The organism is Cardiobacterium sp. Marseille-Q4385 (assembly GCF_916618745.1).
Taxonomy (GTDB): domain Bacteria; phylum Pseudomonadota; class Gammaproteobacteria; order Cardiobacteriales; family Cardiobacteriaceae; genus Cardiobacterium.
Genome location: NZ_OU745373.1, coordinates 577,395 through 595,899 on the forward strand (window position 1 = coordinate 577,395; position 18,505 = coordinate 595,899).

At 57.4% G+C, this 18,505-nt stretch carries 18 protein-coding genes, 3 tRNA genes and 1 pseudogene; 7 read left to right on the forward strand and 15 right to left on the reverse strand.

Annotation, left to right across the window (positions count from 1 at the left end):
- Window positions 1-142: 142 nt before the first annotated feature.
- Entirely contained in the window at window positions 143-679 is a 537-nt protein-coding gene (locus LG374_RS02810; protein WP_225756292.1) for a hypothetical protein, read from the forward strand.
- A 22-nt stretch (window positions 680-701) separates the two neighbouring features.
- Here the strand turns inward: LG374_RS02810 and LG374_RS02815 are convergent, their stop codons facing one another.
- The 10 genes and pseudogenes from LG374_RS02815 to orn all read right to left on the reverse strand — a co-directional run bounded on the left by LG374_RS02815 (window position 702) and on the right by orn (window position 8,885).
- Entirely contained in the window at window positions 702-1,448 is a 747-nt protein-coding gene (locus LG374_RS02815) for a hypothetical protein (RefSeq protein WP_225756293.1), read from the reverse strand.
- A gap of 337 nt (window positions 1,449-1,785) precedes the next feature.
- The gene (locus LG374_RS02820; RefSeq protein ID WP_225756294.1) at window positions 1,786-2,487 is read right to left on the reverse strand and encodes a M48 family metallopeptidase; all 702 of its coding nucleotides are present in this window, start codon (window positions 2,485-2,487) and stop codon (window positions 1,786-1,788) included.
- 6 nt (window positions 2,488-2,493) lie between these two features.
- Window positions 2,494-3,516 (reverse strand): metallophosphoesterase, encoded by a 1,023-nt coding sequence (locus LG374_RS02825; RefSeq protein WP_370639323.1) that lies wholly within the window; start codon window positions 3,514-3,516, stop codon window positions 2,494-2,496.
- Between the two features lie 597 nt (window positions 3,517-4,113).
- On the reverse strand, window positions 4,114-4,887 hold the full coding sequence (locus LG374_RS02830) for a DUF6348 family protein (RefSeq protein ID WP_225756296.1): 774 nt from the start codon (window positions 4,885-4,887) through the stop codon (window positions 4,114-4,116).
- 15 nt (window positions 4,888-4,902) lie between these two features.
- Window positions 4,903-5,562 (reverse strand): hypothetical protein, encoded by a 660-nt coding sequence (locus LG374_RS02835; protein ID WP_225756297.1) that lies wholly within the window; start codon window positions 5,560-5,562, stop codon window positions 4,903-4,905.
- 141 nt (window positions 5,563-5,703) lie between these two features.
- A pseudogene (locus LG374_RS02840) lies at window positions 5,704-5,919 on the reverse strand (superoxide dismutase); the annotation flags it as partial.
- Window positions 5,920-6,027: 108 nt separating this feature from the next.
- A complete protein-coding gene (locus tag LG374_RS02845; protein WP_225756298.1) occupies window positions 6,028-6,390 on the reverse strand; it encodes a hypothetical protein in 363 nt (120 codons plus the stop codon).
- 106 nt (window positions 6,391-6,496) lie between these two features.
- Window positions 6,497-7,315: a CPBP family intramembrane glutamic endopeptidase gene (locus LG374_RS02850; protein WP_225756299.1), complete on the reverse strand. Its 819-nt coding sequence runs from the start codon at window positions 7,313-7,315 to the stop codon at window positions 6,497-6,499.
- 318 nt (window positions 7,316-7,633) lie between these two features.
- A complete protein-coding gene (locus LG374_RS02855; RefSeq protein ID WP_225756300.1) occupies window positions 7,634-8,248 on the reverse strand; it encodes a superoxide dismutase in 615 nt (204 codons plus the stop codon).
- A gap of 61 nt (window positions 8,249-8,309) precedes the next feature.
- Window positions 8,310-8,885 carry an oligoribonuclease gene (gene orn / locus LG374_RS02860; protein ID WP_225756301.1) on the reverse strand — a complete coding sequence of 192 codons (576 nt, stop codon included), beginning with the start codon at window positions 8,883-8,885 and terminating at the stop codon, window positions 8,310-8,312.
- Between the two features lie 234 nt (window positions 8,886-9,119).
- Here orn and LG374_RS02865 point away from each other — a divergent pair, with 234 nt between their 5' ends.
- The 6 genes from LG374_RS02865 to LG374_RS02890 all read left to right on the forward strand — a co-directional run bounded on the left by LG374_RS02865 (window position 9,120) and on the right by LG374_RS02890 (window position 15,226).
- Window positions 9,120-10,652 (forward strand): Re/Si-specific NAD(P)(+) transhydrogenase subunit alpha, encoded by a 1,533-nt coding sequence (locus tag LG374_RS02865; protein WP_225756302.1) that lies wholly within the window; start codon window positions 9,120-9,122, stop codon window positions 10,650-10,652.
- Window positions 10,653-10,669: 17 nt separating this feature from the next.
- The gene (locus LG374_RS02870; protein WP_225756303.1) at window positions 10,670-11,299 is read left to right on the forward strand and encodes an FMN-dependent NADH-azoreductase; all 630 of its coding nucleotides are present in this window, start codon (window positions 10,670-10,672) and stop codon (window positions 11,297-11,299) included.
- Window positions 11,300-11,344: 45 nt separating this feature from the next.
- A complete protein-coding gene (locus LG374_RS02875; RefSeq protein WP_225756304.1) occupies window positions 11,345-12,811 on the forward strand; it encodes an NAD(P)(+) transhydrogenase (Re/Si-specific) subunit beta in 1,467 nt (488 codons plus the stop codon).
- 108 nt (window positions 12,812-12,919) lie between these two features.
- A complete protein-coding gene (locus LG374_RS02880; protein ID WP_225756305.1) occupies window positions 12,920-13,447 on the forward strand; it encodes a cold shock domain-containing protein in 528 nt (175 codons plus the stop codon).
- 55 nt (window positions 13,448-13,502) lie between these two features.
- Window positions 13,503-14,414: an ABC transporter ATP-binding protein gene (locus tag LG374_RS02885; protein WP_225756306.1), complete on the forward strand. Its 912-nt coding sequence runs from the start codon at window positions 13,503-13,505 to the stop codon at window positions 14,412-14,414.
- Window positions 14,411-15,226, forward strand: coding sequence for an ABC transporter permease subunit (locus tag LG374_RS02890; RefSeq protein ID WP_225756307.1), 816 nt, complete (start codon window positions 14,411-14,413; stop codon window positions 15,224-15,226). The genes LG374_RS02885 and LG374_RS02890 overlap by 4 nt, the downstream gene beginning before the upstream one ends.
- A gap of 560 nt (window positions 15,227-15,786) precedes the next feature.
- Here the strand turns inward: LG374_RS02890 and LG374_RS02895 are convergent.
- From LG374_RS02895 to LG374_RS02915, 5 genes are all read right to left on the reverse strand, one after another.
- Window positions 15,787-15,863: transfer RNA gene (locus tag LG374_RS02895), tRNA-Asp, on the reverse strand.
- A gap of 38 nt (window positions 15,864-15,901) precedes the next feature.
- Window positions 15,902-15,978 (reverse strand) — tRNA-Asp (locus LG374_RS02900).
- A gap of 6 nt (window positions 15,979-15,984) precedes the next feature.
- Window positions 15,985-16,060: transfer RNA gene (locus tag LG374_RS02905), tRNA-Val, on the reverse strand.
- Window positions 16,061-16,135: 75 nt separating this feature from the next.
- Window positions 16,136-17,296, reverse strand: a complete 1,161-nt coding sequence (locus LG374_RS02910) for a hypothetical protein (protein WP_225756308.1) — start codon at window positions 17,294-17,296, stop codon at window positions 16,136-16,138.
- A gap of 24 nt (window positions 17,297-17,320) precedes the next feature.
- A complete protein-coding gene (locus LG374_RS02915) occupies window positions 17,321-18,496 on the reverse strand; it encodes a hypothetical protein (protein ID WP_225756309.1) in 1,176 nt (391 codons plus the stop codon).
- Window positions 18,497-18,505: the final 9 nt, after the last annotated feature.

Sequence of the window (18,505 nt, forward strand, 5' to 3'; positions counted from 1 at the left end):
ATAGCACAACGATCAATAAAACCTGACCGTAGGGTGGGCCTTGGCCCACCATCTAAATCATATAAATAATGGATAAAAACCACCCTACGTTATTATCGTTCTTTACTAATCTAACCGTATTGTCAATTTACAGGAGCACATCGTGAGCGAATGGGAATTTCTTTATGAAATGCGGGATGCCGGGTATAGCGCCGATGAAATTGCAGAAGCCGCTGCCAATGGCTATGCCCCGTGGGAATATTTTGATGAGGACGTATTGAATGATGCCGCTATTCCTTTAGGCAATACCAATCCCTATCCCAACTCCGGAGCCATTTTGCCCAAAAGAGAAATTTTGGCAGATTTACTGCAATCAGCCGAAGCATATTTCGAACTGACCGGGCGATACTTACAAATCTGGGGTGAATTGGGGGAACTCTATGCCGAAACAGAATTCGGACTGATACGACATCAAAATCCCCATCAAGCAGGGTCGGATGGTTTTATCGGAAAGAAATTGACAGAGGTTAAAACCATCTCGCCCGAGAATGACAGCAAACAAGTAAAGGTTAAAATGCAAGGCAATTTCCAGCAATTGCTCATCATTAAAATTGACGGGGATTTTAACTTTTCCGGGAAGTTGATTGACCGCGATAAATTGCAGAAATTATCCGGTGCCTATCTTGGCGGGAAAATATAAATATCGCTGCCATACTCCGCTATTACGGCAATATCGCCATCTCGCTCGCCAGCGCAATGCCCGCCGCATCAAGGGTGACATCCATCTCCCGTCCGCTCGGCTGGCGCACGGTACCAGCCCCGCAAACCGCAGCAGCGGCAATGGAGCCGCTGCCGCAGGATGATTCGTAAAAGAAGCTGTCCACTTCCCGCACCCACACCACCGGATGAATGGCGACACGCCCATGCGCGCGTTCGCACCAGACTACACCGACGGCAGGACGCGCCGCCAAATCCAGCTGCGCACACAGCGCACGATGGCGGGCGCGAAACGCCTCCGCTGCGGCGGGGAACGCCGCTTCCAGCACGACATGGACGATGCCGCCCAAATCCACCAGCGCCGCCGCACTACCGTCATCCAAGCGGACAGCTCGCGCCACCGCCTGCATCCCGGGGAAGCGGCAGTGCACCCAAAAATCCGCCGCACGGCGCACCACCTCCGCCTGCACCCGTCCGGCAAAACCGGACATCGAAAACGACACCGCGCCTCCCTGCGGCGCCAGCAGCAACGCAGCGGCACGGGCGGCATTGCCGCAGAATTCGCCACCTGCCATCTCAAAATGGGCAGCGTTTGCCGTCCGGATTAAAAATCCTGCCTGCTCCACGCCTTGCGCGGAGTAGGCGGCGACCAGCGCCTGTCCACGCGCGGCATAAGCGGCTCGCGTTAGCGGGGCGGCAAGTGTGTCAATGGCGGTGGCATTGCCACCGGCGGCGGTGATGATGGTGGTCATGACGGGCTCCTCTGGTTGAACAAGGCGAGCATAGCCGTTGGACGGATTGCCGTGGATTTTTTCTGCGCCCGTCATTACGTGTATGACGAAACTGCCTTCTGCATACCGGGGATGATTCCCCCCTTTCTCGCTCCGTGAGCCATTCCAGCCCCACGGGTTGAGGAGATTTTCGTGCGAGATTTCCGTTTGCGTATGCGTCAAGCGGGATAGACACCGGTTTTACCGAGATGTGACGAAGCACACTGACTGCGCCTGCTTGCTGGGTCAAGCGCCACCTTACTTTTGCCTGCTCCTGTTCCCGAGCATTTCCTTCACAAGCCCAGATTACCCTGCCTGATCAAAGCCGATACTCGCGCTGATAGGCGATGAGCGCCGCCTTGTATGTGCGCCAGTCGGGTTGAGCGGCGTCCATCAGGGCATAAAAGGCGGCGCTGTGGTTGTGCTCTTGCAGGTGGCAGAGTTCGTGGATGATGACGTGGCGGATTTGTGCCGGCGGGTACTGAATCAGCGCGGTGTTGAAAGTGATGATGCCGTCCCTGCTGCAATTGCCCCAGCTGCGGCGCATATGGCGGTAGCGCAGCGGCGGCATCGCGGCAACCCACGGGCAATGTGGCAGGGCAGCGGCGACGAGGGCGGGGATGTGCGCCAGGCTTTGCACGCGATGGAAGGCGCGGAAGCGGGCGGCAAGGGTGGCATCATCCGCCGGAGTGGTGGTGAGAATATCGCCAGCAAGCCGGATGCGGGCGGTGGCGTCCGCGCGCAGGGCGAGGCGGTAAGTGGCGCCGAGCAGTTGCTGCGGGCTGCCATCAGCGTAGGGGGCGGGTGGCCGCATTTCTTGCGGATGGGCGTGAGCGGCGATCCAGTCAAGATTGCTGCGGATGAAATGTTCGATGTCGGCACGGCGGCTGCGCGGCGGATGCGAGAGGTAGAGGGTGCCGCTGCCATCCACGCTGAGGCGCAGGCGGCGGTTGTTGCGGCGCGGCGGGCGCAGGTGGATGCGGTAGGTGTGGCCGTGGTAGGGGATGTCGAGGGTGTGCATGGAGGTTCAAAGGGTGGCGACGGTCTCGCCGTCATCAAAGACAAGCGTTTTTTCCGGCCAGCGCAAAGCGGCGAGGCGGTAAGCGGAGCGTTGCGGCGCAATGCCTGCCTTGCGGTCGCGCCAGCGCGCGCCGACGGCGTAGTCGCAGCAGAAAACGTTGTGCCGGGCGCCGAACCAGTGCTGTGGCGGGCAGGGAAAGAGCGAATGATCGCCACGCCAGCGGCGCCAGTAGTGGCCGATGACAACGGCAGGCGCATCACGATAATCCTGCCACCACGGCGTGCGTTCGACGAAGCGCCAACGCCCGCCGGCGTAATGCGGCGCGGTGGCAGGGCTTTCGCTGCCGCAAGTCAGGGCGCGGACAGGATTGCCCCGGCTGTAGTAGCTGTCACGCGCGGCGGTCGCGGGGCGGTAGGCGGGCGCATGGCCGGGGTCGTGCAGATCGCCGTCGCGCGCCTCCTCCGCCTGCCAGGCGGGATACCACGGCTGTTGCCCCGCTTCTTCGGCAAGCGCTTTTTCCCAGCGACGGTGGTTAGCGACGAGACCGTCGTCCGGCGCGGCGCGCAGACGGGCGATGGCGGCAGGCAGCCAGGCGGCGTGAACGATGCGCAGGTCGTCCCGCTCCAGCACGAGCGGTTGTGCGGCGAGAAAGCGGTGCAGCGTCGCTTTGCCGGCGGCAGGGTAATGCTGCCACGGGGCGAAATCAGCGGCATCCTTGTCGGCACGCTGCGCGAAATACCAGCCGGAACCCGGCTTGGCATCGCCCAGCAGCAGGTTGATTTCATGATTGCCAAGCACCATTTGCGCATACCCGGCGGCGTGAGCCCGCATGAACCAGTCCAGCACGGCGGGAACATCGTTGCCGCGATCAACGAGGTCGCCGACGAAGACGAGGCGCCGCCCCTGTGGATGACTGCCATCCGGGCGGTAACCGAGGTGGCCGAGCAGTTGTTGCAGGGCGGCGTATTCGCCGTGGATGTCGCCGATGATGTCGAGAGCTCCGGCGGGCAGCGTATCAATATGGGGCATGGGGTGAATAAGGTCGTGTTGCAAATAGGGCTGGGACAAGGCGGCGAGCCAAAGATGGTGCAGATAGTACAACGAGACTGGGGCGAGCCAACACCGCATCCGACTTCCCCTTGCCCTACCCCATCGGAAACCGGGAGAGCATTTTATGCGGGCTTTCGGTTTGAACACGCGCCAAGCGGCGTAAATGCTGGCTCCGTCAAGCGGCGTAATTACTGGGCCCGCCAAGCGCTGTAAATACTGACCCCGCTAAGCGGCATCAATGCTGGCCCCGCCAAGCGGCATCAATACTGGCCCCGCCAAGCGGCGTAAATGCTGGCCCCGCCAAGCGGCATCAATGCTGGCCCCGCCAAGCGGCTTCAATGCTGGCCCCGCCAAGCGGCGTCAATGCTGCCCCCGCCAAGCGGCGTAAATACTGACCCCGCGAAGCGGCGTCAATGCTGGGCCCATCAAGCAGCGTAAATACTGGGCCCCGCCAAGCGGCGTCAATACTGGGCCCGCCAAGCGGCGTAAATACTGGTCCCGCCAAGCGACGTAAATGCTGACCCCACCAAGCGGCGTAAATACTGGCCCCACCAAGCGGCGTAATTACTGGGCCCGTCAGCCGTTCGTGATGAGGACGTATTGTTTGCGGAATTCGCTGCCTGTGCCCGGCCAGGTTGCGGCGTAGGCTCGCAGGGCGTCTATGCCCGGCGTGTAGTCTTCGCCGTTGACGCGGCAATCGGCATCGGTGCTGCCGTCATCGTTGCGCGCGGCGAAGAAGCGCAGGGCGTAGTTGTCCTGCGCTTCCAGGAGCGGTTGGTAGGCGTCCATGCTGTTGGTGAAGAGGCAGCAGGGGCAGAAGGGATGATGGGCGTCATCGTCTTCACTGTCTGCCGGGACGGGCGCCGGGTTTTCCTGCCAGTATTGCGGTGCGCCGAAGTGGACGCGGCGCGAGCCACCGTCGGAGAAGGTCATGGTCATGCCGGTGTGGTCTTTGTCATCGTGGGTGGCGACGGCGTGCAGCAGTTGCCAATCGCTGGATAGCCACAGTTCGAAGCCGTAGCGGATGGCCTCTTCCGCGCTTTCGCCAAAGCTGTGCTGGTATTCGAAAATGCCCTGCGGGAAGAGGTCGGGGTGGTGGATTTGGATGGTGGTGGTGCTTCGCACGCGTTCGCCGAGGTCCAGCGCGGCGATTTGCACCAGCAGCGCGTAGCCACTGGCCGCGTGATGGAGCCAGTCGCCGTGGCGCGTGGTGGGGTAGCCTTCGGCATCGAGTACGTCGGCGAGCAGGGCGGGCAGGTCCCAGTTATCGGCGCTGCCGTCGTCGTAATTGACGCTGAACTGGGCGCTGATGCCGGGGTTGGCGTCAAGTGGGGTGTAGTTGGGGATCATGGGGTTCTCCGTGTTTCAAAGCAGGCCGTTGCTCACCAGCAAGGCTTCTTTGCCGTAATGGCACAGGGCTTGTTGTATTTCTTTGGCTGATTTTCTGCCCACAGGTACTGAGAGGATAAGGTTTATGGTGATGAAGGCTATAACCGCATAGACTTTACTGACAAACATTATGAATATAATAAAGGCAGGAATGATAAGGATCAGGTTGACATCAATATGATCACCATTTATTTCAGCAATGTTAATGTCAATAATTTTGCTGTTTTTCTTGATGATCCGCATGGTGCCAATATCTTTTCCTATTGTCCCTCTATGCGAGAGATACTTACGGGTAAGCGTTATTTTTAATATTTCATCCCATGCTATTTTTTCTTGCTGCGTAGCGCGGCAATAGATAATGCCATGGTGATTGATTTCTATAAATTCTGGCTGTCGAAAGGATGCTATCCAGCTTCGCAATCCAATGTGATAGGCACCGTAAGCAATAGCAAGCATCAGCGTAATGAAGAGAATCCCAAACAATAAATTGCCCCATGAGTATTGGTTATGGATGACATAGACCATGTAACGATAACCTCCTGTTACGCCAAATATGATAAAGACGAGCATCATGCTCAGGTAGCTGAAGAGGTATTTTTGCCGGAATTGCCAGCGATAGTGTCTTTTGGTTTGCATGGGCGTTCTTGTTTTGCATTGGGGTGATTATAGGACGCGTCGGCTCCCTGTGTTTTTCCCGCTTGTTTATCTTTCGGGAATCCAGTATTTGCCCCGCTTGGCGGTGTTTGGCGCAACCGGCTTTGTTGTTGGGCTCTGTGCTCAGGCGGTCGCTTTCGCGCAGAGTTCGGCAACGTAGTCCCAGTTCACGATTTGCCACCAGGCGTCGAGGTAGTCGGGGCGTTTATTCTGGTAGTGAAGGTAGTAGACGTGTTCCCACACATCGCAGCCGAGGATGGGCGTACCCTGGACGGTGGCGGTGCCCATCAGCGGTTTGTCCTGGTCCGGGGTGCTGGTGATGGCGAGTTTGCCGTCTTTGCAGGCGTCCACGCTGCCGTCGTCGTAGTTGACGCTGAACTGGGCGCTGAGGCCGGGGTTGGCGTCAAGTGGGGTGTAGTTGGGGTGCATGGGGTTCCTTGGCTTGGGTTAATCCGCGTGGTTGTCCCGCTTGGCGGCAGCTCGGCGGTGTTTTTCATGCGCTTGTTCGACGGCTGCTTTCCAGGTAATTCCTGCCCGCGAGAGCGGCACGATGTAGAGATGCAGCAGGGCGTAGCTGATCCAGGCGAACAGGCCAAGGAGGATCACCGCTGCCGGCTCACGCAACCAACCCGTACCGATGGCGAGCACAATCAGTGCCACAGGCAGCATCGCCGCTACAGCGGGCAGTGGCGAGACTGTGATTTTCAGGCCACAGTATTGGCAGGGCACGGCACGACCCCAGCCGAGGACAAGTTTGCGCCAAACGGTGATGCCTCGCTGGCCGCAGTGGGGGCAGGTAAAAGCTGTCATGGTTTCCTTTTATGGTTGATGTAGTGGCAGATTATATGGCTGCGCCCGCCAGCTGGGAAAAAGGCGTTAGTGGCGGAGGATGTCCCAGACTTTAATAGCTTGGTTTTTAATGGGTTTTGTGTGCCCGACACATGGCTTTATGCCAAAAAGCTATTATCAGTATCGCAGCAACGATAATAATGCCGTAAGGAATTGCCCCATTGTTATTTTCGTAAGCGGAACGCCCACCTGGAAATCCTGTTCGTGCGGTATTGGCAACGGTATGACACATAATCAGTACAAATACTGAACCACCGCTCCCGTTGTATAACCAGACATATATTATGCGTACTGCTATTGTCCCAGCCAGTCCCCAAGCAATGAGTTCGGCATTCTGTCCTATCGCTATCATTGACGGCAAATGCCACAATGCCCAAGGCACTCCAATGATCAGTGCTGTAGCAAGTGGCGTAAAATATCGTTGTAAACTTTCTGTCGCGTAGGCGGCATAACCTAATTCTTCGGCAATGGCGGCAATAAAGAACATGATAAAGGCTCCCAACAGAGAGATCTGTAATGGAATATGTGCCGGTATACTTTGCCCTGTTTGACGTATTGCCAGATAAGTGAATAAATAGAGCGTGGGAAATAAGAGTATTGCAGTCCATAAGTAAGCCACTCGTTTTATCCGCCGATAATCCAATATTCGCAAGAATAATTGACGCACTGCTGTCATTCCCCCTTCTCGATAACGCAGCAAGGCGGCGGCGATTGTAGGGGTAAGTGCCGCGCCAATATCCGTAAGCGGAAGGTTATCAGGCAAAGCGCTATGCTGAATGAATAAAGACAGTAACCAAAACGGAGCACTTAAGAGATATACCAACAGAAAATACTGCCATGGATGGGAATAATGTATTCCCAAATGGTTTGGATTCTGGTCTTTCATGTATTACCCCTTTATTCATTAGGCATCTCTGTTTGCCAGTTCCCGCCCGCAAGCCATGTTTGCCGCAAAAGGATGACTGGCTTTTTCTCCCGTCTGGCAATTCACCAAACGGCGTCATGGTATCAATGGTTTCTTTCCAGGAGCAGCGGAAAAGATGACGAATGCGCAAAGGCAGGTTGTTCTATTCCTCGCACGCTCCTGCTGACGCGGGCTGTTCTGGTTTCAATAGCAGTCGCGCAAACCCAGTGTTTATCCCGCTTGGCGCCTCTTGGCATGAAAAAAGCCGGACTTAGTCCGGCTTTGTTGTGAGCGGTGTGCTCAGGCGGTCGCTTTTGCGTAGAGTTCGGCGACGTAGTCCCAGTTCACGATTTGCCACCAGGCGTCGAGGTAGTCGGGGCGTTTGTTCTGGTAGTGGAGATAGTAGGCGTGTTCCCACACGTCGCAGCCGAGGATAGGCGTGCCCTGGACGGCGGCGGTGTCCATCAGCGGGTTGTCCTGGTTCGGGGTGCTGGTGATGGCGAGTTTGCCGTCTTTACCGACGATCAGCCAAGCCCAGCCGGAGCCGAATTGTTTGATGCCGGCGTCTTTGAAGGCGGCTTTGCAGGCGTCCACGCTGCCGAAGGTGCTGTTGATGGCATCCAGCAGGGCGCCGCTTGGCGCGTTGCTGCCGTTCGGGCGCATGACGTTCCAGTAGTGGTTGTGGTTGTAGTAACCGCCAGCGTTGTTGCGCAGTGCCGCGCTTTCTTTGCTGATGTGGGCGAAGATGGTTTCCAGCGGCTGGCCGTTCAGCGGGTTGTCTTTGATGGCGGCAAGGAAGTTGTCGTAATAGGCTTTGTGGTGGCGGCCATGGTGGATTTGCATGGTGGTCGCATCGATGACGGGTTCGAGGGCGTCGTAGGCGTAAGGCAAATCGGCAAAGGTGTAGGTTGTCATGGTTGTTCCTGTGTTTTTAGGGTGGGTGGCTATTATGCCGCTGCTTGTTGGCGGGTTTTTCTTATTGTTTTCCGTTTTTGGTTTGGTTTTGTTTATCGTCGCGCGGTTTGAAGATGTGCGCGCGGTAGTGGCGCAGTTCGGCGATGGATTCGCGGATGTCGGCAAGGGCTTCGTGGCTGCCTTTTTTCGGGTAGGTGTGAGCGGGATACCAGCGGCGCACGAGTTCTTTCAGGGTGGAGACGTCGAGGTTGCGGTAATGGAAGTAGTGTTCGAGGGTCGGCATGAGGCGCGCCATGAAGCGGCGGTCCTGGCAGATGCTGTTGCCGCAGAGCGGTGATGTTTGCGGCGGGACGTATTCCCGGATGAAGGCGAGTGTTTGCGCTTCGGCGGCGGCGGTGTCGATGGTGCTCGCGCGGCAGCGGTCAAGTAGGCCGCTGGCGCCGTGGTGTGTGCGGTTCCAGTCGTCAAGGTGGTCGAGGATGCTGTCCGGCTGGTGGATGGCGATGACGGGGCCTTCGGCGAGGGTGTTCAGTTCGGCGTCGGTGATGAGGGTGGCGATTTCGAGGATGTGGTCGTGCTGGCTGTCGAGCCCGGTCATTTCGAGGTCGATCCAGATGAGGTTGTCGGGGTGTTGCATGAGCGTTCCTGTGCGTTTTTGGCTGCGCGGCATTGTACGCGCTGCCGCCCGCTTCTGCGGTATAGTCGTTTCAAATAGGGCTGAGACAAGGCGGCGAGCCGAAGGCAGTACAGAATAGTACGACAAGGCGAGCCAACACCGTATCGGTCCTATTTGGGGCGACTATATTGTTGGTATGATATTCGCCCGGCTTTAAGCCGGTTCTTTGTTTTTTGTTTTAGTGAGGATGAGTTGATGAATATTGGTATTCCGAAGGAATCTCTCGCCGGTGAAACCCGCGTCGCTTGTACGCCCGCGACGGTTACGCAGTTGCAGAAACTGGGTTTTGCCGTGGTGGTCGAGCGTGGCGCGGGCGCCGGGGCATCTTTGGCCGATGAGGCGTATGCCGCTGCCGGGGCGTCGCTGGCTGATGCTGCCGAGGTATGGCAGTGCCCGCTGATTTATAAGGTCAACGCGCCCTCGGATGCGGAAGTTTCCCGCTTGTCCGCCGGGCAGACACTGGTGAGTTTCCTTTGGCCGGCGCAAAATCCTGATTTGGTGAAGAAGCTGGCTGACAAGAAGGTCAATGTGCTGGCCATGGATATGGTGCCGCGTATTTCCCGCGCGCAGGCGCTGGACGCGCTTTCTTCAATGGCCAATATCAGCGGTTATCGCGCCGTGATTGAGGCGGCGAATGCGTTTGGCCGTTTCTTCACCGGGCAAATTACCGCCGCCGGTAAGGTCCCGCCCGCACAGGTGTTGATTATCGGTGCAGGTGTCGCCGGTCTCGCCGCGATTGGCACGGCCAATTCGCTGGGCGCAATCGTCAAGGCGTTTGATACGCGTCTGGAAGTCGCCGAGCAGATTGAATCCATGGGCGGCAAGTTCCTGAAACTCGATTTCCCGCAGGAATCCGGCGGCAGCGGCGATGGCTACGCCAAGGTGATGAGCGACGAGTTCATCGCCGCCGAGATGAAGCTCTTTACCGAGCAGGCGAAGGAAGTGGACATCATCATCACCACTGCCGCCATTCCGGGCAAACCCGCGCCGAAATTGATTACGAAAGAGATGGTCGCCAGCATGAAGCCGGGTTCGGTCATCGTTGATTTGGCAGCCGCAACCGGCGGCAACTGCGAGGTCACCAAGCCGGGCGAGCTGTTCATCACCGATAATGGTGTGAAAGTCATCGGCTTCACCGATATGGCAAACCGTCTCGCCGGCCAGTCTTCACAGCTTTACGCCACCAACCTCGTCAACCTCGCCAAATTGCTCTCACCGAACAAGGACGGCGAAATCACCCTCGACTTTGACGACGTCATCATCCGCAACATGACCGTCAGCAAAGACGGCAGCATCACCTTCCCACCGCCGCCGATTCAGGTTTCGGCCGCGCCGCAGCAAGCGAAAGCTGCCGCACCGGTGCAGGAAGAAGCGAAACCGACGCCGTTCTGGAAGAAACTCGCGCCCGCCGTCATCGGTGCCGCGCTGATCCTCTGGGTGGGTGCCGTCGCGCCTGCCGCCTTCCTCAACCACTTCATTGTCTTCGTCCTCGCCTGCGTCATCGGTTACTACGTCGTCTGGAACGTCAGCCACTCGCTGCACACCCCGCTGATGTCGGTCACCAACGCCATCTCCGGCATCATCGTCGTCGGCGCGCTGCTGCAAATTGGCCAGGGCAACGGCTTCGTCTCAACACTCGCGTTCATCGCGGTGCTGATTGCCAGCATCAACATCTTCGGCGGCTTCTACGTCACCCGCCGTATGCTCAACATGTTCCGTAAAGGCTGAAAATAAAGGGAAAATACATGAAAGTCCTGATTATCAATGCACACCCCGACCCGCATTCCGCCACATCTGCGACCAACCGTGTAGTAAAACACCTGCTCGACAAACTGCCCGTAGGCAGCGCAGAAGTCGTCAATTTGGCAGAAACTGACATTCAGCCGCTTAACAAAACCGCTCTTGACGGATTTGCTGCTGCCATGAATCAGCAGCAACCTACGGCTGAGCAAAGCGCGTCATTGGCTCGCTTGAGCGCAACTGTAGCCCAGCTTAAATCTGCGCCACGCTTGGTGCTCGCCTATCCGTTTTACAACTTCAGTATTCCTGCCCGCTTGAAAGACTGGCTGGATAATATCGTCATCCCTGGTGAAACCTTCAAATACGATGAAAACGGCAATCCACACGGTCTGATGGGTACACATAAGGCGCTGATCTTGCAAGGCAGTGGCAGTGTGTACAGCAGCGGACCAATGGCATCTATGGAACATAGTGTCCCTTATCTGAAAACCCTGCTTGGCGGTTTTCTGGGCTTTGCTGACGTGGATGTCGTCCGTGCCGAAGGTACACAGCAACAAATTATCGGGCTGGAAGCAGCAGTACAAAAAGCCTGTGCCGATATTGATGCCAAAATTGATGGCTTCATGAAGGCATAAACGCTGTTTCAGAACGGCTCAACACCCAACATCGAGGTACAACAAATGTCCCACGGACTCGTCACAGCGGCCTACATCGTCGCCGCCATCTTCTTCATCTTCTCGCTCGCGGGTCTGTCCCGTCAGGAAAGCGCGAAAAACGGCAACGTCTTCGGCATCATCGGCATGGCCATCGCGCTCATCGCCACCATCTATGCCGACGGCACCAAAGGCTTCAGCTACATCATCGTCGCCATGCTCATCGGCGCCGCCATCGGCATCCAGAAAGCGCGCAAAGTCGAAATGACGCAAATGCCGGAACTCATCGCGCTGCTGCACAGCTTCGTCGGCCTCGCTGCCGTGCTGGTTGGCATCAGCAGCTTCGCCGCCCCGGGTGAAGTCGCACCGGATATGCACACCATCCACCTCATCGAGGTTTTCGTCGGCATCTTCATCGGCGCCGTCACCTTCACCGGTTCGCTCGTTGCCTTCGGCAAGCTGAACGGCAAAATCAGCAGCAAACCGCTGCAACTGCCGCACAAACACAAGCTGAACCTCGCCGCCCTCGTCGTCTCGCTCATCCTGCTCTTCGTCTTCCTGAGCAGCAGCCACGCGCCTGCGACCGAAACCCTCTACCGCATGGTGGACGGCCAACCTGTCGCCGCGCTGGTGCGCCCGGTCAGCAGCCAGGGGATCATGATCTTCGCCCTCGCCGCCATGACCCTCATCGCCTTTGCCTTCGGCTGGCACCTCGTCGCCTCCATCGGCGGTGCGGACATGCCGGTGGTCGTCTCCATGCTGAACTCCTACTCCGGCTGGGCGGCAGCAGCGGCGGGCTTCATGCTCTCGAACGACCTGCTCATCGTCACCGGCGCGCTGGTCGGCTCCAGCGGTGCCATCCTCTCCTACATCATGTGTAAAGCGATGAACCGCTCCTTCATCTCCGTCATCGCCGGCGGCTTCGGCACTGACGGCTCGGCAGCGGCAGATAGCGGTGAAGTCGGTGAATACCGCGAACTGCAACCGGCAGATGTCGCTGATATGCTGAAAAACGCGCACAGCGTCATCATCACCCCCGGCTACGGCATGGCCGTCGCACAAGCGCAATATCCGGTGGCGGAAATCACCGAACTGCTGCGCAAACAGGGCGTGAACGTGCGCTTCGGCATCCACCCCGTCGCAGGCCGCCTGCCGGGGCACATGAACGTGCTACTCGCCGAAGCGAAAGTGCCTTACGACATCGTGCTGGAAATGGACGAAATCAACGACGACTTCCCAGATACCGACGTCGTCCTCGTCATCGGCGCGAACGACACCGTCAACCCCGCTGCGCAAACCGACCCGCACAGTCCGATCGCCGGTATGCCCGTGCTCGAAGTGTGGAAAGCGGCCAACGTCATCGTCTTCAAACGCTCGATGAATACCGGCTATGCCGGCGTGCAAAACCCGCTGTTCTTCAACGAAAACAGCTATATGTGCTTCGGCGACGCCAAAGCAACCGTGGACGCTATCCTCGCTGCCCTGCGCGGTTGAGCGGCATCCGTCCTGCTTCCCCCTGCCGCCCGGCAGGGGGAATTTCTTTACCTGTCACCGAGAGATGCCGCGCCTGCGTAAACCACTAAATACACCAAGAGAAAACCCATGACCTACCAAGGCACCATCATCCGCTGGAACGACGAGCGCGGTTTTGGCTTCATCCGCGAAGAATCCTCTACCGCAGAAATCTTCGCGCACATTTCCTTTTTTGCACAGCGCGCCCCGCGTCCACAAACAGGCGAGCGCGTCAACTTCACCCTTATCGATAACGCCAAAGGACGTAAAGAAGCAAAAAACATTCGCTATCTTGACCGCCCTGCCCCACCCAGACCATCGCGCCCCCGGCAGCACACACCATCCAGTAATCTAAAGCTCCTCTTCGTCACCGTCTGCTTTATCATCGTCGCTGCCTTCGCCTACCGCTCATACCGAGCTTGGCGGCAAGACAACCATTCGGCTCCGCTAGTTGCCCACGAAACATCCGCTCCGGCAAACTTCACCTGCGACGGCAGAAAATACTGTTCGCAGATGACCTCATGCGCCGAGGCCAAAAACTATCTGAAATACTGCCCCGGCGTCGAAATGGATGGCGACCACGACGGCATCCCCTGCGAATCGCAGTGGTGTCAATAAAGCCCGTGAGCCCTAAAACAGGCAAAATCTGCATAAAAACTCAAAAGGAACCCGCATGAGCGCACTCCTCACTGCCAGCCAACTCAGCAAAACCTTCGGCAACTTCACCGCCGTAAACAAGGTGGACATCCACATCAACGCCGGCGAAATGATCGCCCTCGCCGGACATAACGGGGCCGGCAAATCTACCCTGATGAAAATGCTGCTCGGCCTGCTCACGCCGACAAGCGGCAACATCAGCATCAACGGCCACAGCGCAACCAGCCTCGCCGCGCGGCAGCTTATCGGCTACCTGCCGGAAACCGTCGCCCTTTATCCAAACATGACAGGCTTTGAAACGCTGGTTTTCTTCGCCGACCTCAAACACGTCAGCCACGAGCGCAACCGCGAACTGCTCACCCGCGTCGGCATTATCGAGGCGGCGAAAAAACGCGTCGGCACCTATTCCAAGGGGATGCGGCAGCGCCTCGCCCTCGCGCAAGCCCTGCTCGGTCAGCCGAAAATCCTGCTGCTGGACGAACCGACTACCGGCCTTGACCCCGCCTCACGGGCCGATTTCTACCGCATCCTCGACGAACTGCGCGCACAAGGCACCGCTATCCTCCTTTCCTCGCATGCCCTTGCCGAACTTGCCGACCAGGCCGACCGTATCGTCATCATGAAAAGCGGCGTGAAAACCGCCGATGGCGACCTGCACGCCCTACGCCGCGACGCTGGCCTGCCGACGCGCCTGCGCGCCTGGTTTGCCGATGCCATCAACCTGCCCGCACCGTGGCAACCAGAAGGCGACGGTTGGATCTGCGCCAGCAGCGAAGCGGACAAAGTCGCGCGTCTCGGTGAACTGTGGCAAGCGGGACAGCCGACAAACATCGACATCCTCCCGCCCGCACTGGATGACCTCTACGCCCACTTCCTGCGCCGCGAAGAAAACACACCTGCCGCCGAAACAGACCAAGGAAACCCATGAAAACACTCCTCACCCTCGCCCGCAAAGAAATCAAAGATGGCCTGCGTAACCGTTGGGTGCTGGCTATCGCCCTGCTACTCGCCGCCTTTGCCTTGACGCTTGCCTTCCTCGGCAGCGCCCCGGCGGGCGAAACCAAAGCCAGCCCGCTTGCCATCACCGTGGTCAGCCTCGCCACACTGAACATCTACCTCATCCCGCTCATCGCCCTGCTCCTTTCCTACGACGCCATCATCGGCGAAATCGAGCGCGGCACCATGGCACTCGTCCTCACCTACCCGCTGGCGCGCTGGCATATCGTTATCGGCAAATTCCTCGGCCAAAGCACCATCCTCGCTATCGCTATCGCCATCGGTTACAGCATCGCGGGGCTGGCTGTCGCCCTGCTGCACAAAAAAACTGGCTTCAGCTGGGCGGTGTGGCAACCTTTTATCAAAATGACGGTCACCACCCTGCTGCTCGGCGCTGTCTTCCTTGCTATCGGTTACGTCCTCTCAGCGCTGGCTAAACAGCGCGGCAGCGCCGCAGGCATGGCCATCGGCGTGTGGCTCTTCTTCGTGTTGCTCTATGACTTCGCCCTGCTCGGCGCACTTATTGCCGACAAAGGCCAGCACATCAGCGCCAATATCTTGAACGCGCTTCTGCTCGCTAATCCCACCGACACCTACCGCCTCTACAACCTGAGCGGTAACGTGGCAAGCGGCCTTGGCGCACAAAACGGTATCGCCAGCGGCGTACTGCTTACCACTCTGCTGTTGTGGATCGCCGCCCCGCTGGGCCTGGGTATCATGCTGTTCCGGCGGAAAACGTTGTAATACCAATCTTGGGAAATAATCTGGGAGTGTTGGTGCAGCCAACCGGGCATCCACAAGAAACATGCAGCGATTTTTGTAGAGAAACCTGCGCCGTAACGTGTAATGTCTGCGGTACGCCGCCTTCCCAGCTTAATTTCTGGGGCCGATATAACCATGCGGAAATCAGTAGCCGTGTAGAAAATTTCAGACGAGTATCGACAACGAGACGCAGCCCTCCCCCATGATCTTTATATAGTTAAACATCTAAAAAATCGTAGCGGTGTTGCGCCACCTGACCGGGCCCCATAAAAATCGCTACACGATTTTTATGGGGCCCACCGTACTACCTGTACTGTCTGCGGCGGCGCGCCTTGTTATGCTTTTTTATCTATTCAACTATCTTTCACGGGGAAGGGCTGCGCATATAGTCATTTCAAATAGAACTGATACGGTATTGGCTCGCCTCGCCGTACTATCTGAACGTTCTTCGGCTCGCCACTTTTCCCATGCCTATTTGCAACGACTATAAAATCCGGGCATAAAAAAACTACCGTTACGGTAGCTATCATGAATGCGATGCTTGGCGGAATGGACGGGACTCGAACCCGCGACCCCCTGCGTGACAGGCAGGTATTCTAACCAACTGAACTACCACTCCGCGTGGCTATGGATAAACAAAATTAAAAAAGAAAAAGATGGCGGAATGGACGGGACTCGAACCCGCGACCCCCTGCGTGACAGGCAGGTATTCTAACCAACTGAACTACCACTCCGCGTATTGGTGGGTACTATAGGACTCGAACCTATAACCCTCGCCTTGTAAGGGCGATGCTCTACCAATTGAGCTAAGCACCCGCTATGTGAAGGCGCGCATTATAGTGTTTTTTAAGTTTGGGGCAAGCGTTTTTTCATGATTTTTTGTTCCGGCATTTATTGCGCCGTTGCCGTGCTGTTCTGCCGACTGCCGGGCAGCGGCAGGGTGACGGTTTGCATCCCTTCTTCGTCTTCGTGATCAGGGTAGCGGGTGAAGGTCAGGGTGTTGTTTTCGATGTGATAGCCTGCCGGTGGGGGATCCGTGGGGTGGCGTAGGTAGTCCAGCGCGGTAAGGTAGCGGTTGACGTTGAGCAGGCGCGCTTGGTAGCGGGTGTAGTCCAACCCTTCTATGGCGATGCAGATGCCGTTGTATGGGCTGCAATATTGCGCTTTGGCCTCAATGCTCGCGCTAAGGTCGGGCAACTCGCCACGTGCGACGGCAGCTTTAGCCTCCGCTGTACAGGCACGCGCGACTTTATGCAAGGCGTAGGCGAGGGTTTGTTGCCGAAAACTAGCAGCGATGATGTGGGTTGAGGGATCTATGCCGGATTCTTTGTAGAGTTTTTCGTCGTTTTTCTTCAACTCCTCTTCTTGCAGGGCATTCTGTAACCGTTCAGACATGCCGCGCCATTCGCCGTACATACGCGGACACAGGGACAGGTTTTCCGCAGGCTGCACTTTGACTTCGTCGCAGGCAGCGGGCAGACGGGTGCCTGCCGGGCTTTCCGCCAGCATTTCAGCAAGCAGGGGCACGTCTCGACCGATCATGGATGCTCCGATGATGCCATCCAATATTTGGCTGTGTGCGGTGTTGATAAAGTGCAACCCGAGTGCGGCATCGGTGCAAACGCTTTGCATCGCCGCTTCTTTTTCTCCATCCACAAAGCGGTAAGTAGCACGGAAGCGTTCGCTAATCATGCGCCCGTAAGGCGGTGCATCCAAATTGGCAAGGTAGCGGAAGTGTCCATATTGCAGCAGAGCAGCAATGGCGTTTTCCTGTTTCTGCCAGGCTTTTTGGTGTTGTTTGGCTTCTTTGTGGTAGGTAGCGAGGTTCTGCCTCGCTTTAGCAAGACAATCGGTACTGTCTGTCTGACATTGAAGTACCGGTACCGTAGGAACCTTGGGCAGGGCAAAAAGGGCATCTGCGCCGTTTTTGCCGACGGTAGCAGGGCGTTCTTGTTCGAGTTGCGCGATCAGTGCCGGATCGGGTTCGACTTGCGGAGTGGTTGCGATAGTGCTGAGTGCACTGAGTAGCACATTGGCAATGAACGGAGTCATGTTTTTCCCTTCTGTTTTAGTCAGTTATTGTGCTTTTGGGTTGTTATACCGGCTGCCGGGCAGCGGCAGGGTGACGGTTTGCATCCCTTCTTCGTTTCTGCGTATCGGGTAGCGGGTGAAGGTTAGGGTATTGTTTTCGATGTGATAGCCCGCGGGTGGGGTGTCTGTGGGATGGCGCAGGTAGTCGAGCGCGGTGAGGTAGCGGTTGACGTTGAGCAGCCGCGCTTGGAAGGGAGTGTAATCCTGTGCCCAAGCGATGCAGAGAAAATTATACGGGCTGCAATATTGCGCTCTGGCATTGGGATCGGGATTGAGATCGGGCAGTTCGCCACGCGCGACGGCAGCTTTGTTTTCGGCGCTGCAAAAACGAGTAGATTCATGCACGACATAGGCTTGTGCCTGCTTGAACATACTGGTGAAGGCTTTCCGGGGCGCGGGGGTTGTAACGCCGTTTTGCCGCGCTTCTTCTTCCATATCTTTTAAGCCGTCAAGGATTTCTTGCAAGGATTTGTCCAGTTCTGCGGATTGATACTCCCATTCTGCCGCCAGGTACGCGCACAGGGACAGGTTTTCCGCAGGTTGTACTTTGATTTCATCGCAGATGGCGGGCAGATGGGTGTCGACCGGGCTTTCGGCCAGCATTTCTGCCAGCATGGTCGTGTTTGCTCCAATCAGCCTTGCTGCTATCGCGCTGGTGAACAGGCCATTTTGGTCGTTGTTGAGGAGGTGCAAACCCACTGCCGTCGTGGTGCAGAGGCTTTCGATGGCAGCTGTTTTTTCGCCATCGGCAAAGCGGTAAGCGGCGAGGATGCGCTGCCGGAAAATCCGGTTATAGGGCGGTAGCGGGCCTTCGAGGGTTGTGGTGTAGCGGAAATGGTCGTATTGCCGCAGGGCAGCGATGGCTTTTTCTTGCACCTGCCAAGCTTTTTTGTGCTGTTGGGCGGCTGCGTGGTAGGCGATGAGGTTTTGCCGCGCAGCGTCAAGGCAGTCGGCCTGGTCGACATTGCAAAATAGGGTAAGTTCGCCTGTCGGGGCTTGGGGAATGGCATAAAGGGCATCCGCGCCGTTTTTGCCGACAGCAGCGGGGCGTTCTTGTTCGAGCTGCGCAATCAGTGCCGGATCAGGTTCGACTTGCGGAGTTCCCAGGATAGTGCCGAGAGCGCTGACGTAAACGCTAAAGAGGTATTGGAGGATGGTCATGTTGTTTTC

Bases quoted from the DNA above. Each gene is read 5' to 3' on its own strand.
- LG374_RS02815 (WP_225756293.1), bottom strand. From the start codon at position 1,448: ATGACCACCATCATCACCGCCGCCGGTGGCAATGCCACCGCCATTGAC.
- LG374_RS02820 (WP_225756294.1), bottom strand. From the start codon at position 2,487: ATGCACACCCTCGACATCCCCTACCACGGCCACACCTACCGCATCCAC.
- LG374_RS02825 (WP_370639323.1), bottom strand. From the start codon at position 3,516: ATGCCCCATATTGATACGCTGCCCGCCGGAGCTCTCGACATCATCGGC.
- LG374_RS02830 (WP_225756296.1), bottom strand. From the start codon at position 4,887: ATGATCCCCAACTACACCCCACTTGACGCCAACCCCGGCATCAGCGCC.
- LG374_RS02835 (WP_225756297.1), bottom strand. From the start codon at position 5,562: ATGCAAACCAAAAGACACTATCGCTGGCAATTCCGGCAAAAATACCTC.
- LG374_RS02845 (WP_225756298.1), bottom strand. From the start codon at position 6,390: ATGACAGCTTTTACCTGCCCCCACTGCGGCCAGCGAGGCATCACCGTT.
- LG374_RS02850 (WP_225756299.1), bottom strand. From the start codon at position 7,315: ATGAAAGACCAGAATCCAAACCATTTGGGAATACATTATTCCCATCCA.
- LG374_RS02855 (WP_225756300.1), bottom strand. From the start codon at position 8,248: ATGACAACCTACACCTTTGCCGATTTGCCTTACGCCTACGACGCCCTC.
- orn (WP_225756301.1), bottom strand. From the start codon at position 8,885: ATGCAACACCCCGACAACCTCATCTGGATCGACCTCGAAATGACCGGG.
- LG374_RS02865 (WP_225756302.1), top strand. From the start codon at position 9,120: ATGAATATTGGTATTCCGAAGGAATCTCTCGCCGGTGAAACCCGCGTC.
- LG374_RS02870 (WP_225756303.1), top strand. From the start codon at position 10,670: ATGAAAGTCCTGATTATCAATGCACACCCCGACCCGCATTCCGCCACA.
- LG374_RS02875 (WP_225756304.1), top strand. From the start codon at position 11,345: ATGTCCCACGGACTCGTCACAGCGGCCTACATCGTCGCCGCCATCTTC.
- LG374_RS02880 (WP_225756305.1), top strand. From the start codon at position 12,920: ATGACCTACCAAGGCACCATCATCCGCTGGAACGACGAGCGCGGTTTT.
- LG374_RS02885 (WP_225756306.1), top strand. From the start codon at position 13,503: ATGAGCGCACTCCTCACTGCCAGCCAACTCAGCAAAACCTTCGGCAAC.
- LG374_RS02890 (WP_225756307.1), top strand. From the start codon at position 14,411: ATGAAAACACTCCTCACCCTCGCCCGCAAAGAAATCAAAGATGGCCTG.
- LG374_RS02910 (WP_225756308.1), bottom strand. From the start codon at position 17,296: ATGACTCCGTTCATTGCCAATGTGCTACTCAGTGCACTCAGCACTATC.
- LG374_RS02915 (WP_225756309.1), bottom strand. From the start codon at position 18,496: ATGACCATCCTCCAATACCTCTTTAGCGTTTACGTCAGCGCTCTCGGC.